The 13,670-nt window shown below is 66.6% G+C and carries 12 protein-coding genes, 2 tRNA genes and 1 pseudogene; 11 read left to right on the top strand and 4 right to left on the bottom strand.

What is annotated here, in order from left to right; all coding sequences use genetic code 11:
- Positions 1-112: 112 nt before the first annotated feature.
- From dnaN to A9W96_RS12000, 8 genes and pseudogenes are all read left to right on the top strand, one after another.
- Positions 113-850 (top strand): annotated as a pseudogene (gene dnaN, locus A9W96_RS12035) (DNA polymerase III subunit beta); the annotation flags it as partial.
- Positions 851-2,008 (top strand): DNA replication/repair protein RecF, encoded by a 1,158-nt coding sequence (gene recF, locus A9W96_RS12030; protein WP_066878913.1) that lies wholly within the window; start codon positions 851-853, stop codon positions 2,006-2,008. It abuts the pseudogene before it with no gap.
- On the top strand, positions 2,005-2,556 hold the full coding sequence (locus A9W96_RS12025) for a DUF721 family protein (RefSeq protein WP_066861832.1): 552 nt from the start codon (positions 2,005-2,007) through the stop codon (positions 2,554-2,556). Before recF ends, A9W96_RS12025 begins: the two co-directional genes overlap by 4 nt.
- A 257-nt stretch (positions 2,557-2,813) precedes the next feature.
- Positions 2,814-4,847 carry a DNA topoisomerase (ATP-hydrolyzing) subunit B gene (gyrB, locus tag A9W96_RS12020; protein WP_066861829.1) on the top strand — a complete coding sequence of 678 codons (2,034 nt, stop codon included), beginning with the start codon at positions 2,814-2,816 and terminating at the stop codon, positions 4,845-4,847.
- A gap of 50 nt (positions 4,848-4,897) precedes the next feature.
- On the top strand, positions 4,898-7,417 hold the full coding sequence (gyrA, locus tag A9W96_RS12015) for a DNA gyrase subunit A (RefSeq protein WP_066861826.1): 2,520 nt from the start codon (positions 4,898-4,900) through the stop codon (positions 7,415-7,417).
- Between the two features lie 78 nt (positions 7,418-7,495).
- Positions 7,496-8,389 carry a DUF3566 domain-containing protein gene (locus A9W96_RS12010; protein ID WP_066878909.1) on the top strand — a complete coding sequence of 298 codons (894 nt, stop codon included), beginning with the start codon at positions 7,496-7,498 and terminating at the stop codon, positions 8,387-8,389.
- Between the two features lie 71 nt (positions 8,390-8,460).
- Positions 8,461-8,534 (top strand) — tRNA-Ile (locus A9W96_RS12005).
- Between the two features lie 148 nt (positions 8,535-8,682).
- A tRNA-Ala gene (locus A9W96_RS12000) sits at positions 8,683-8,755 on the top strand.
- 4 nt (positions 8,756-8,759) lie between these two features.
- On the opposite strand, the gene A9W96_RS11995 is transcribed toward A9W96_RS12000, so the two are convergent.
- Entirely contained in the window at positions 8,760-9,323 is a 564-nt protein-coding gene (locus tag A9W96_RS11995) for a TetR/AcrR family transcriptional regulator (protein ID WP_067139998.1), read from the bottom strand.
- 196 nt (positions 9,324-9,519) lie between these two features.
- Between A9W96_RS11995 and A9W96_RS11990 the strand changes: the two genes are divergently transcribed.
- Entirely contained in the window at positions 9,520-10,734 is a 1,215-nt protein-coding gene (locus tag A9W96_RS11990; protein WP_066878907.1) for a cytochrome P450, read from the top strand.
- Position 10,735: 1 nt separating this feature from the next.
- Here A9W96_RS11990 and cwsA read toward each other — a convergent pair whose 3' ends face one another.
- Positions 10,736-11,170, bottom strand: coding sequence for a cell wall synthesis protein CwsA (gene cwsA / locus A9W96_RS11985; RefSeq protein ID WP_066861813.1), 435 nt, complete (start codon positions 11,168-11,170; stop codon positions 10,736-10,738).
- A gap of 160 nt (positions 11,171-11,330) precedes the next feature.
- Between cwsA and A9W96_RS11980 the strand changes: the two genes are divergently transcribed.
- Positions 11,331-11,879 carry a peptidylprolyl isomerase gene (locus A9W96_RS11980; protein ID WP_066861810.1) on the top strand — a complete coding sequence of 183 codons (549 nt, stop codon included), beginning with the start codon at positions 11,331-11,333 and terminating at the stop codon, positions 11,877-11,879.
- 23 nt (positions 11,880-11,902) lie between these two features.
- On the opposite strand, the gene A9W96_RS11975 is transcribed toward A9W96_RS11980, so the two are convergent.
- The gene (locus tag A9W96_RS11975; RefSeq protein ID WP_067139995.1) at positions 11,903-12,328 is read right to left on the bottom strand and encodes a PH domain-containing protein; all 426 of its coding nucleotides are present in this window, start codon (positions 12,326-12,328) and stop codon (positions 11,903-11,905) included.
- Between the two features lie 155 nt (positions 12,329-12,483).
- The gene (gene crgA, locus A9W96_RS11970; protein ID WP_066861804.1) at positions 12,484-12,765 is read right to left on the bottom strand and encodes a cell division protein CrgA; all 282 of its coding nucleotides are present in this window, start codon (positions 12,763-12,765) and stop codon (positions 12,484-12,486) included.
- A gap of 129 nt (positions 12,766-12,894) precedes the next feature.
- Between crgA and A9W96_RS11965 the strand changes: the two genes are divergently transcribed.
- Positions 12,895-13,638 (top strand): DUF881 domain-containing protein, encoded by a 744-nt coding sequence (locus A9W96_RS11965; protein WP_067139992.1) that lies wholly within the window; start codon positions 12,895-12,897, stop codon positions 13,636-13,638.
- Positions 13,639-13,670: the final 32 nt, after the last annotated feature.

The following is a 13,670-nucleotide window of genomic DNA, read 5'->3' as shown; positions in this document are numbered from 1 at the left end:
GCCGGAATGCCCGACGTACACCTAGCCCGGCAACCGGACAGGCATCAACAAGTAGACGTAATCGGTCGGCAGGGCGCTGTTGCGGCCGGCCTTGAGCGACGACAGCCACCCGACGGGCCGCGACGACACGCTGCCGATGTTGACCGGGATCCGGGTTGAGATTTCGGGGGACACGGTGGTTTTGGCGGCCACCGACAGATTCCGCCTGGCGGTTCGCGAGTTGACCTGGTCGGCGGCCTCGCCGGACATCGAAGCGGCGGTCCTGGTGCCGGCTAAGACATTGGCCGAAGCCGCCCGGACCGGGGCCGACGGCTCCGAGGTCCGGTTGGCACTGGGTGCGGGTTCGGGCGTCGGGAAAGACGGATTGCTCGGCATCAGCGGGAACGGCAAGCGCTCCACCACCCGTCTGCTGGACGCGGAATTCCCGAAGTTCCGCCAACTGCTGCCGGCCGAGCACACGGCCGTCGCCACCATCAACGTGGCCGAATTGACCGAGGCGATCAAGCTGGTGGCGTTGGTCGCCGACCGGGGCGCCCAGGTGCGGATGGAATTCAGTGAGGGATCGCTGCGCTTGTCGGCCGGTGCCGACGATGTCGGCCGGGCCGAAGAAGACCTCGCGGTCGATTTCGTCGGCGAGCCGTTGACCATCGCGTTCAACCCGACGTATCTGACCGACGGGTTGGGGTCGGTCCATTCCGAGCTGGTGTCGTTCGGCTTCACGACGCCGGGCAAGCCGGCGCTGTTGCGGCCGGCCTTGAGCGACGACAGCCACCCGACCGGCCCGGGTCCGTACAGCGCCCTGCCGACCGATTACGTCTACTTGTTGATGCCTGTCCGGTTGCCTGGCTAGGTGTACGTCCGGCATTTGGGACTGCGCGACTTCCGGTCCTGGGCACACGCCGACCTCGAATTGCAGCCTGGTCGGACGGTCTTCATTGGATCCAACGGCTTCGGGAAGACGAATCTGCTTGAGGCGCTGTGGTATTCGAGCACTATGGGCTCGCACCGGGTGGGCACGGACGCGCCGTTGATCCGCGCCGGGGCCGAGCGTGCGGTGGTTTCCACGATCGTGGTCAACGAAGGCAGGGAGTGTGCGGTCGATCTGGAGATCGCGGCGGGCCGGGCGAACAAGGCGCGGCTCAATCGTTCCCCGGTGCGCAGTACGCGCGAGGTGATTGGGGTGCTGCGCGCGGTGCTGTTCGCCCCCGAAGACCTGGCGTTGGTGCGCGGCGATCCATCCGACCGGCGCCGCTACCTCGACGATCTGGCGACGGTGCGCCGCCCGGCGGTGGCCGCGGTGCGCGCCGACTACGAAAAGGTGCTGCGGCAGCGCACCGCGCTGTTGAAATCCCTGTCCGGGGCGCGCTACCGCGGCGACCAGAGCGCACTGGACACGCTCGACGTGTGGGACAGTCGCCTGGCCGAACACGGCGCCCAATTGATGGCCGCCCGTATCGATTTGGTGAACCAGTTGACGCCAGAGGTCGAAAAGGCCTACCAGCTGCTGGCCCCGGGATCGCGCGCCGCATCCATCGGCTATCGCTCCAGCCTGGGCGCCCAGGCCGCGGCGGACATCGCCGGCGCCGACCGGGAGTTCTTGGAAGCCGCCCTGCTGGCGGCGTTGTCGGCGCGCCGCGACGCGGAGCTCGAACGCGGCATGTGTCTTGTCGGCCCGCACCGCGACGATCTGGAATTGTGGCTTGGGGACCAGCCCGCGAAAGGCTTTGCCAGCCATGGCGAATCGTGGTCATTAGCGTTGTCGCTGCGGCTGGCCGCATACGAATTGCTGAGGGCCGAAGAAAGCGAACCCGTGTTGTTGCTCGACGACGTCTTCGCCGAACTCGACGCCGCCCGGCGCCGCGCGCTGGCCACGGTCGCCGAATCCGCCGAACAGGTGCTGGTCACCGCGGCGGTGCTGGAAGATATCCCGGCCGGCTGGGACGCCCGCCAGGTGCACGTCGATTTGCGTGACAGCGACTCGGGCCGGGTGTCGGAGATGCACTCATGACCGGTGCTGATGAGGGACCCCGGGCCCCGTCGAATGCCCTGAGTGGCATCGATCTGGTCCGCCGCACCCTCGAGGAGGCCCGGGCCGCGGCGCGGGCTCAGGGTAAAGACGCCGGCCGCGGCCGGGCGGCGGCCCCCGCCCCGCGCCGGGTCGCGGGTCAGCGGCGCAGTTGGTCGGGGCCGGGACCTGACGCACGCGACCCGCAGCCGCTGGGTAGCCTGGCGCGTGACCTGGCGAGAAAACGTGGGTGGTCCGCGCAGGTCGCCGAGGGCACGGTGCTGGGCAACTGGGCGACCGTCGTCGGCCATCAGATCGCCGACCACGCGGTGCCGACCGCGCTGAACGACGGTGTGCTGAGCGTGGCCGCCGAATCGACGGCGTGGGCGACCCAGCTGCGGATGATTCAGTCGCAGTTATTGGCCAAGATCGCCGCCGCCGTCGGCAACGGCGTGGTGACGTCGTTGAAGATCACCGGCCCGGCAGCGCCCTCCTGGCGCAAGGGGCCGCGTCACATCGCTGGACGAGGGCCGCGCGACACATACGGCTAGGGAGGTTGGCGGCGGCCCCCGCATCCCCAGATCACGCTTCGTCCACAGGCCGCTGAAATCCGCCAGGACGACGCGGACCCCCTCGACGCACGTCGGGACGCGGCGAGAATAAAGAAATCGTGCGCACGGCGCGGTTAGCTGGGTAGAAACGCGGCCAGAAAATCGGTGCGGATGCCTGTTCACGCTAGACTGGCAGGATGCGACTGTTGCGGTGACTGGAACCGCCCGCATGAAACCCCAAGGAGAGCATTCCGACCGTGGCTGCCCAGAAGAAGAAGGCACAAGACGATTACGGCGCTTCAGCGATCACCGTGCTCGAGGGCCTCGAGGCCGTCCGCAAACGCCCCGGTATGTACATCGGGTCCACCGGTGAGCGTGGTCTGCACCACCTCATCTGGGAGGTGGTGGACAACTCGGTCGACGAGGCGATGGCCGGCTACGCCGACAAGGTCGACGTCCGGATTCTCGACGACGGCAGCGTAGAGGTCTCCGACAACGGGCGCGGTATTCCGGTCGCGATGCACGCCACCGGTGCCCCCACCGTCGACGTCGTGATGACGCAGCTGCATGCGGGCGGCAAATTCGGCGGCGAGAACAGCGGCTACAACGTCAGTGGTGGTCTGCACGGCGTCGGTGTGTCGGTGGTCAACGCGCTCTCCACCCGGCTCGAGGTCGACATCGCCCGCGACGGCCACGAATGGTCGCAGTATTACGACCGCGCGGTCCCCGGCACCCTCAAACAGGGCGAGGCGACTAAGCGCACCGGCACCACGATCCGGTTCTGGGCCGACCCGGAAATCTTCGAGACCACCGAATACGACTTCGAGACGGTGGCGCGCCGGCTGCAGGAAATGGCCTTCCTCAACAAGGGTTTGACCATCAACCTCACCGACGAACGGGTGAGCAACGAAGAGGTGGTCGACGAGGTCGTCAGCGACACCGCCGAAGCGCCCAAGTCGGCGGAGGAGAAGGCCGCGGAATCCACTGCGCCACATAAGGTTAAGCACCGCACCTTCCACTACCCCGGTGGCCTGGTCGACTTCGTCAAACACATCAACCGCACCAAGAGCCCGATCCAGCAGAGCATCATCGACTTCGACGGCAAGGGTCCCGGCCACGAGGTCGAGATCGCGATGCAGTGGAACGGCGGTTACTCGGAGTCGGTGCACACCTTCGCCAACACCATCAACACCCACGAGGGCGGCACGCACGAGGAGGGCTTCCGCAGCGCGCTGACGACAGTGGTCAACAAGTACGCCAAAGACAAGAAGCTGCTCAAGGACAAGGACCCCAACCTCACCGGCGATGACATCCGCGAAGGCCTGGCCGCGGTGATCTCGGTCAAGGTCAGCGAGCCGCAGTTCGAGGGCCAGACCAAGACCAAGCTGGGCAACACCGAGGTGAAGTCCTTCGTGCAGAAGGTCTGCAACGAACAACTCACGCACTGGTTCGAAGCCAACCCCGCGGACGCCAAGGTCGTGGTCAACAAGGCGGTGTCGTCGGCGCAGGCCCGCATCGCCGCCCGTAAAGCACGAGAGTTGGTGCGCCGCAAGAGCGCAACGGATCTCGGGGGGCTGCCCGGCAAGCTCGCCGACTGCCGCTCCACCGATCCGCGCAAGTCGGAACTGTATGTGGTGGAGGGCGACTCGGCGGGCGGCTCGGCCAAGAGCGGCCGCGACTCGATGTTCCAGGCCATCCTGCCGCTGCGCGGCAAGATCATCAACGTCGAAAAGGCCCGCATTGATCGGGTTCTGAAGAACACCGAGGTCCAGGCGATCATCACCGCGCTGGGCACCGGCATCCACGACGAGTTCGACATCGCCAAGCTGCGCTACCACAAGATCGTGCTGATGGCCGACGCGGATGTCGACGGCCAGCACATCTCGACATTGCTGCTGACGCTGCTGTTCCGTTTCATGCGACCGCTGATCGAACACGGGCACGTGTTCTTGGCGCAGCCGCCGCTGTACAAGCTGAAATGGCAACGCAGCGATCCCGAATTCGCCTACTCCGACCGCGAGCGTGACGGCTTGCTGGAGGCCGGCCAGAAGGCGGGCAAGAAGATTAACAAGGATGACGGTATCCAGCGTTACAAGGGTCTTGGCGAAATGGACGCCAAGGAATTGTGGGAAACCACAATGGATCCCAGCGTCCGAGTGCTGCGCCAAGTCACACTCGACGACGCCGCGGCCGCCGACGAGCTGTTTTCCATCCTGATGGGCGAGGACGTCGACGCGCGCCGCAGCTTTATCACCCGTAATGCCAAGGACGTTCGCTTCTTAGATGTCTAGACGGCTGAGCGATTCAGACCGGCCACCGTTGACCGACCAACGAGGAATTCATGACTGACACCACGCTGCCGCCTGGCGACGACTCCGTCGACCGGATTCAACCGGTCGACATCCAGCAGGAGATGCAGCGCAGCTACATCGATTACGCGATGAGCGTGATCGTCGGGCGTGCGCTGCCCGAGGTGCGCGACGGTCTCAAGCCGGTGCACCGGCGCGTGCTCTATGCGATGTACGACTCCGGGTTCCGCCCGGATCGCAGCCACGCGAAGTCGGCGCGGTCGGTCGCCGAGACGATGGGTAACTACCACCCGCACGGCGACGCGTCGATCTACGACACGCTGGTGCGCATGGCGCAGCCGTGGTCGCTGCGCTATCCGCTCGTCGACGGCCAGGGCAACTTCGGCTCGCCCGGCAACGACCCGCCGGCCGCCATGCGGTACACCGAGGCGCGACTGACCCCGCTCGCGATGGAGATGCTGCGCGAAATCGACGAGGAGACAGTCGATTTCATTCCCAACTACGACGGTCGTGTGCAGGAGCCGACCGTGCTGCCGAGCCGGTTCCCCAACCTGCTGGCCAACGGCTCGGGCGGTATCGCCGTGGGAATGGCGACCAACATCCCGCCGCACAACCTGCGCGAGCTGGCCGAAGCCGTCTACTGGTGCCTGGACAATCACGAAGCCGACGAAGAGGCGACGCTGGCCGCGGTCTGCGAGCGGGTCAAGGGTCCGGACTTCCCCACCCACGGTCTGATCGTCGGATCACAAGGCATCCACGATGCGTACACCACCGGCCGCGGGTCGATCCGGATGCGCGGAGTCGTTGAGGTAGAAGAGGATTCACGCGGCCGCACCTCGCTGGTGATCACCGAGTTGCCCTACCAGGTGAACCACGACAACTTCATCACCTCGATCGCCGAGCAGGTGCGCGACGGCAAGTTGGCCGGCATCTCCAACATCGAAGACCAGTCCAGCGACCGCGTCGGCCTGCGCATCGTGGTGGAGATCAAGCGCGACGCCGTGGCCAAGGTGGTGCTGAACAACCTCTACAAGCACACCCAGCTGCAGACCAGCTTCGGGGCGAACATGTTGTCGATCGTCGACGGGGTGCCGCGCACGCTGCGCCTCGACCAGATGATCCGCCACTACGTCGCGCATCAACTCGACGTGATCGTCCGGCGCACCACCTACCGGTTGCGCAAGGCCAACGAGCGCGCGCACATCTTGCGCGGTCTGGTCAAAGCGCTCGACGCGCTCGACGAGGTGATCGCCCTGATCCGCGCGTCGGAGACCGTGGAGATCGCCCGGGCCGGCCTGATCGAGCTGCTGGACATCGACGAAATCCAGGCCCAGGCGATCCTGGACATGCAGCTGCGCCGGCTGGCCGCCCTGGAGCGCCAGCGCATCGTCGACGACCTGGCCAAGATCGAAGCCGAGATCGCGGACCTGGAAGACATCCTGGCCAAGCCGGAGCGGCAGCGCCGCATCGTGCACGACGAGCTCGCCGAGATCGTCGACAAGCACGGCGACGAGCGCCGGACCCGGATCATCGCCGCCGACGGCGACGTCAACGACGAGGACCTGATCGCCCGCGAGGACGTCGTCGTCACCATCACCGAGACCGGTTACGCCAAACGCACCAAGACCGACCTGTACCGCAGCCAGAAACGCGGCGGCAAGGGTGTGCAGGGCGCCGGCCTGAAGCAGGACGACATCGTGCGGCACTTCTTCGTGTGCTCCACGCACGACTGGATCCTGTTTTTCACCACCCAGGGCCGGGTCTACCGGGCCAAGGCGTACGAACTGCCGGAGGCGTCGCGAACGGCGCGCGGTCAGCACGTCGCCAACCTGCTGGCCTTCCAGCCGGAGGAGCGGATCGCCCAGGTCATCCAGATCCGCGGTTACGAGGATGCCCCGTACCTGGTGCTGGCCACCCGCAACGGGCTGGTGAAGAAGACCAAGCTGACCGACTTCGACTCCAACCGCTCGGGCGGAATCGTGGCGATCAACCTGCGCGACAACGACGAGCTCGTCGGCGCGGTGCTCTGCTCCGCCGACGAGGACCTGCTGTTGGTCTCGGCCAACGGCCAGTCCATCCGGTTCTCGGCGACCGACGATGCGCTGCGGCCGATGGGCCGAGCCACCTCGGGTGTGCAGGGCATGCGGTTCAACGCTGACGACTACCTGTTGTCGCTCAACGTGGTCCGCGAGGGAACCTATCTGCTGGTGGCAACGTCTGGTGGGTATGCCAAGCGCACCGCGATCGAGGAATATCCGGTGCAGGGCCGCGGCGGCAAGGGCGTCCTGACGGTGATGTACGACCGCCGGCGTGGCAGGCTGGTTGGTGCGTTGATTGTCGATGAGGACAGCGAGCTGTACGCGATCACCTCGGGAGGCGGCGTCATCCGCACCGCAGCGGGCCAGGTCCGCAAGGCGGGACGGCAGACCAAGGGCGTGCGCCTGATGAACCTCGGTGAAGAGAACACGCTGCTGGCCATCGCCCGCAACGCCGAGGCGAACGCGGACGAAGTCGTCGAGGAAATCGACGGTGCCACGGAGTCGGACAGCTAGTCGGTAGCGAGCCACTAGACTCAGCCCGATGACGGTCGGGCCGCGTGGCGGGCCGAGTAGGAGACCTAAGGAGTCGGGGTGACCTCACCGAACGAGCCGGGCGCCCCCAAAAAGGGGGATGCCCCCAACGGGGATGGTTCGGTTGAGCGAGCCGGTGTGCGCCGCGCGGCGCCACCGGCACCGGGTGGCCGCGCCCAAGACGGTGGGGACGGGCCACCGTGGCAGCGCGGCGGCACCCGACCCCAGCAGCCGGGGCCTCGGCATAACGAACCGCCCACCGAGAAGCGGCCCTCGGGCCAGGCCGGCGGCGTCGAGGCCCGGCTGAACCGCTTCATCTCCGGCACCGCGGCGCCCGGCGCCGGCGCTCCGGCGCACGCCAAGGAGCCTGAGCCCGCGCCCGCCCGCGCCGAGACCTCTGCGACCGAGGCCTACGCGAGCGAGTTGCCGGACCTGTCCGGTGGAGTGCCGCGCGGCCCGCACCGCAAACCCGCGCCCGAGCGCCCCGCCGAGTCGCCGAGCGCGTCGGGGTCCGGACGGTCGGCCACCGCCGAAAGCCGGGAAGGCCGGGATAACCGGGACAACCGGGTGCAGGTGTCACGGCGAACGCGGGGCCCGGTGCGGGCCAGCATGCAGATCCGCCGCATCGATCCGTGGAGCACCCTGAAGGTGTCGCTGCTGCTCTCGGTGGCGCTGTTCTTCGTCTGGATGATCGCCGTCGCGTTCCTCTACCTGGTGCTCGGCGGCATGGGCGTGTGGTCGAAGTTGAACAGCAACGTCGGTGACCTGCTCAACAACACCAGCGGCAGCAGCGGCGAACTGGTGTCCAGCGGCACGATTTTCGGCGGCGCGGTCCTGATCGGGCTGGTCAACATCGTGTTGCTGACCGCGATGGCCACCATCGCTGCGTTCGTCTACAACCTGACCACCGATCTGATCGGCGGTGTCGAGGTGACGTTGGCGGATCGGGACTAGCAGTGGACGCTGCGTTTTTGGGAGTCGGGCGGGGAGTGCGGTAATCTCGTCGCTCGGCCGTACGCGAGTACGGGCCTATAGCTCAGGCGGTTAGAGCGCTTCGCTGATAACGAAGAGGTCGGAGGTTCGAGTCCTCCTAGGCCCACAACCATGTGCCCGTCAAGACGTTGCGTAAGACTCGCACTGCCGCTGGGACTCATCGCCGTATTGGCAGCGGTGGCGTGGTCCCGACGCGGAGTCGAGGTCTGGCACGTGGCTGTGGATGACCAAGGTCAACCACCCAGTCACGATGAGGGGCCTTAGCTCAGTTGGTAGAGCACCGCCTTTGCAAGGCGGGTGTCAGGGGTTCGATTCCCCTAGGCTCCACAAGTCACAGCCCTTCCCCGGCTCCCCCGTAGGACGAGCCGAGAAAGCGTTCCACCAGGGCCCGCTCGGCGGCGGCGTCTTTGAGCGGCCAGCCCCACAGCGCCAGGAAGACGCGGATCAGCCACTGCGCCGCCAGCGGATCGTCATGCCCGGGCCCCAGCATCTCGGCGGCAAGGGCCGTCACGATCGGTGAGTTGATGACCCAGTCGCTGACCGGGGCGGCGTGGATCGAGCGCATGAGCTGGGCCAGCGGATCGGAGCGCAGCCGTTCGAGCGCCATGATGGTGGCGGTCACGACCCGCTGGGGGCCTCGAAGGTCCTCGATGGCGTCACGGGTGGTGTCCACGATGCGGGCGGCCTGGATGCGGATCACGGCGTCGCGGATCGTCGCCTTGCCGCCGGCATGGCGATAGATCGTCGCCGGTGAGCAATGCACCCGGGCGGCCAGGGCTTCGATCGAGAAATCCTCGTATCCCCGGCGGGCGATGAGGTCGGCCGCCGCGGTATAGATCCGTTCGGCGGCTTCGCTACCGCGGTCGCGGCCCACCAACCAATCACTCCCAGTCATCCGTCCATGCTGCACCGTCTGCGGGCTACGGAAACGCTTTTCTCAGGCCGAGAATTCACTCCGCAGATTTCTCAGCCGAAGTTGCTGCTGGCGACTGGTGGGCGCCGCCAGCGGCGTTCGGCCGCGAGCCGCGAACGTTCCTCAACTTTCCCGCATGCCATTGACCCGCCGGTGAGCTGCATCGAGCCTGAAACGCATGGCCGTGTTGGACAAGGCGATCCGATTCTTCGGCAGCGAGGCGATCCAGGACCCGTACCCGCTGTATGACCGGATGCGCGCCGAGGCGCCGGTGCACCGCATCGGCGACTCCGTCTTCTACGCGGTATGCGGTTGGGACGCGGTTCTTGAGGCCGTCGATCGGGTAGGAGACTTTTCGTCGAACCTCACGGCGACCATGGTGTTTCACGAGGACGGCAGCGTTACACCGTTCGATATGGGACCGCCGGGAGCCTCGATGCATACATTGGCCACCGCGGACGACCCGATTCATGCGATGCACCGGAAGATCCTGCTACCCCATTTGTCGGCCAAACGCGTTCGGATCATTGAAGAATTCGCCGCACAGACCGCGGACCTTCTCTGGGAGGAGAACCTGCGCGATGGTCAGATCGAGTGGATGAGCGCGGTCGCCAACCGGTTGCCGATGATGGTGGTCTGCAAGCTGTTGGGTCTGCCCGACGATGATGTCGACAGGCTCATTCGGCTCGGCTACGCCACCACCACGTTGCTCGACGGGATCGTCACACCCGACCAGCTCACAGCGGCCGGAGTCGCCGCAATGGAACTCTCCGGCTATGTCCTCGAGCACTTCGAAAAGTCAAGCGACAACAGTGAAGACGGTCTGATCGCCGATCTGGCAGCGCGCTGCACATCGGGTGAACTTGAACAGCTGCCAGCGCTCGGCATCATGCTCACCCTCTTCAGTGCTGCGGGAGAATCGACGGCGTCGCTGCTCGGCAGCGCGGCCTGGATCCTTGCCGATCGCCCCGGGATCCAGCAGCAACTTCGCGAAAACCCGCAATTGCTAAGTAGTTTCATCGAAGAGACGCTGCGCTTTGAGTCGCCGTTTCGCGGCCATTACCGCCACGTGTGGCGCGACACCACGCTGGGTGGGGTCGAGGTGCCGGCCGGCGCGCACTTGTTACTGATGTGGGGAGCGGCGAACCGCGACCCGACCCACTTCGTGGATCCGAACGAGTTTCGGCTCGATCGCGCGTCCGCCAAGGGCCACGTGAGTTTCGGTAAGGGCGTGCATTTCTGCGTGGGTGCCGCGCTGGCCCGCTTGGAGGCCCACATCGTGCTGCGGATGCTGCTCGAGCGCACTTCATGGATCGATGCGACCGACGTCGGCGAATGGCTGCCGAGCGTCCTGGTCCGTCGCCGCGAACGGCTTCAGCTGGCTGTGCGGTGATCTAGGGCCGCGGCTGCACCTCGACGCTGGGCGGCCGCGACTGGGGATCCTGGGGCTTCGCCCGCACCGAGCGCCGGATGATGCTGAACGCCGCGGCGCCGCCGGCGAGGACGGCGACGGCGACGCCCGCCAAGACCAAGGGGCGCTTGCCACGACGCTGCGCGCGCCGTGCGTCCTGCAGGGCCTGGGGCAGGCTCGTCACCACTTCCTGTGCGGCGGCCAGCTCCTGGGCAAGGGTCTCCTGGGCCGCGGCGAGGTCCCGGGCCAGCCGCCCCTCTTGATACCGGCGGCGCAGCTGCGCCGCGGTCGACTGCGCGGACTGGACACTCAGGCCGACCACCCCACGGGTGAGGTCTACCGGTCCCTGCGCCGAATAGCTCAGGCCGCGGGCCAATCGCTGCCGCGGCGTCAGCCGGGAATCCGCCTTCGCGCTCATCTGTCGCCTTTCTGTCCCGTGGAACGAGCCGGCCGTGACACCGACCGGGTAACTGAACAGACTGCCAGCATAGGGACGTCGTCGTCGGTCGTGCGTGCGCGCGGCGATTTCGATGACGGTCCGCGTTGGGTGACACCGCGTGCGGCAACGCCCACCCGTAGTGGCAGACTCTCATGCCGTGACCAACAGCCCCTTTCAGACTGCTACCGCGACGCTCCACACCAACCGCGGCGACATCAAGGTCGCCCTCTTCGGAAACCACGCGCCCAAGACCGTCGCCAACTTCGTTGGCCTGGCGCAGGGCACCAAGGAGTACTCGACGCAGAACGCATCGGGAGGCTCTTCGGGCCCCTTCTATGACGGCGCGGTCTTCCACCGGGTGATCCGGGGCTTCATGATTCAGGGTGGCGACCCGACCGGAACCGGTCGCGGCGGCCCGGGTTACAAGTTCGCCGACGAGTTCCACCCCGAACTGCAATTCGACAAGCCCTACCTGCTGGCGATGGCCAACGCGGGCCCCGGCACCAACGGCTCGCAGTTCTTCATCACCGTCGGGCAGACCCCGCACCTGAACCGGCGCCACACGATCTTCGGCGAAGTGACCGATCCGGAGTCGCAAAAGGTCGTCGACGCCATCTCCACGACGAGCACCGACGGCAACGACCGTCCGACCGAGCCGGTCGTCATCGAGTCGATCACCATCTCCTGAACCCGGCACCAGCCGCGGGCCGCTCAGGGCTGCTGGCGGCCCGCGTAGCCGGCTTCGGTGAGCGCGTCGAGCACCTCCACCGGGTCCGTCCCGAGGTCCCATCGGGAGAACAGCACCAGGTCGCCGTCGGCGGTCTCGACCTCGACTAACCGCACCTTGCGCCCGTAGCGGCGGAACTCCATGATGCGGATGATCTTGATGTCGGAATGCTGCAATACCTGCGTTCGGAACCAGCCGCGCAGCATCAGCCCGCCGGTTGTGATTGCCAGCTTGGGACGCGCGTGCCACGACACGCCGGCAAACAAGAGCAGACCCGCCGCGGCAACGCCCGCCAGAATCCGCCCGGGCGGGTCTGTGACCACGGTCACAGCCGCGATAGCCATCAAAACGCCCGCGGCTCCACAACCAGCGATTCCCGCCGTGTGCGGCTGCCATTGTGTTTGCTGCATGCGGTCCTTAACCCCTCCCACCACCGGCTATGCAGTTATCCACATCAGCTATCAACAGTGGGGATAAATCACACGCGTGTGATTGGGTGGCCGGAAAGTTGCTGACGCCGTACCAAATCAACCCGGAAATGAATTCAATACACCGACCGTCCCGCTCAGTGCCAGCGCATCGTGAGCAACAAACCGGTGATCATGAAAGCGAACGCGATCGCGTAGTTCCACGGACCCAGCTGCGCCATCCAGTTCAGGGCGGCCGGGGCCTGGCTCCCGACGGCGGCCAGCTGGAACACCATCAGCCAGACGAGGCCGATCAGCATGAGACCGATGAACAGCGCGACGAACCACACGCTCGACGGCCCGACCTTGACTTTCACCGGCGTGCGGCTGACCGCGCCGACGGTGAAGTCGTTCTTCTTGCGGACCTTGGACTTGGGCATGATTACCTCGCGGATTACCTCAACGACACGGTGAGCGGGACGGGGTGCAACGATAAACAGTGCAGTCGCACCCATAGCTTGGCTACGAGACTAACTCACCTGGGACGGTGACCAGGAAATGGAGACTCGATGATCCAGACGCGCCCGTCGCCATGGCGCTTCGGCGTCCCGGTGGTGTGTCTGCTGGCCGGCCTGTTGCTCGCCGCAACCCACGGAGTCTCCGGCGGCGCCGAAATCCGCCGCAGCGACGCCCCGCGCCTGGTGGACCTGGTCCGTGAGACGCAGTCGTCGGTGAACCGTCTCAGCGCCCAACGCGAGCAACTGACCGCCAAGATCGATGCCGCGCACGGCCGCTCCTCGGACGCCGCACTGTCGGCCATGCTGCGGCGTTCCACGCAACTCGCGGGCGAGGCGGGGATGAGCCCGGTGCACGGGCCGGGCCTGGTGGTCACGCTGGCCGACGCCCAGCGCGACGCCAACGGTCGCTTCCCGCGCGACGCCTCCCCCGACGACTTGGTGGTGCATCAGCAAGACATCGAGGCCGTGCTCAACGCGCTGTGGAGCGCCGGCGCCGAGGCGATCCAGATGCAAGACCAGCGGATCATCGCCACGTCGGTGCCGCGCTGCGTCGGCAACACGCTGCTGCTCAACGGGCGGACCTACAGCCCGCCGTACACGATCACGGCGATCGGCAACGCGGCGGCCATGCAAGCCGCCCTGGCAGCCGCTCCCCTGGTGCTCCTGTACAAGCAATACGTAGTCCGCTTCGGCCTCGGCTACGACGAACAGGTGAAGTCCGACGTGCAGGTCGTCGGTCATACCGAGCCCGACCGGCTGCATTTCGCGCAGCCCAACGGCCCCATCGGCTACTGACGTCCACTGGCCAGTCACACCGGCGGCCGCGG

The sequence above is a fragment of the Mycobacterium sp. 1245852.3 genome (assembly GCF_001669335.1).
GTDB lineage: Bacteria > Actinomycetota > Actinomycetes > Mycobacteriales > Mycobacteriaceae > Mycobacterium > Mycobacterium europaeum_A.
This window is presented reverse-complemented; position numbering and strand designations above follow the sequence as displayed.

What these genes read in the sequence shown, in the direction of transcription:
- A9W96_RS11975 (WP_067139995.1), bottom strand. Translation starts at nt 12,328, where the DNA reads ATGCAGCAAACACAATGGCAGCCGCACACGGCGGGAATCGCTGGTTGT.
- A9W96_RS11990 (WP_066878907.1), top strand. Translation starts at nt 9,520, where the DNA reads ATGGCCGTGTTGGACAAGGCGATCCGATTCTTCGGCAGCGAGGCGATC.
- crgA (WP_066861804.1), bottom strand. Translation starts at nt 12,765, where the DNA reads ATGCCCAAGTCCAAGGTCCGCAAGAAGAACGACTTCACCGTCGGCGCG.
- cwsA (WP_066861813.1), bottom strand. Translation starts at nt 11,170, where the DNA reads ATGAGCGCGAAGGCGGATTCCCGGCTGACGCCGCGGCAGCGATTGGCC.
- A9W96_RS11995 (WP_067139998.1), bottom strand. Translation starts at nt 9,323, where the DNA reads ATGACTGGGAGTGATTGGTTGGTGGGCCGCGACCGCGGTAGCGAAGCC.
- gyrA (WP_066861826.1), top strand. Translation starts at nt 4,898, where the DNA reads ATGACTGACACCACGCTGCCGCCTGGCGACGACTCCGTCGACCGGATT.
- A9W96_RS11965 (WP_067139992.1), top strand. Translation starts at nt 12,895, where the DNA reads ATGATCCAGACGCGCCCGTCGCCATGGCGCTTCGGCGTCCCGGTGGTG.
- A9W96_RS12025 (WP_066861832.1), top strand. Translation starts at nt 2,005, where the DNA reads ATGACCGGTGCTGATGAGGGACCCCGGGCCCCGTCGAATGCCCTGAGT.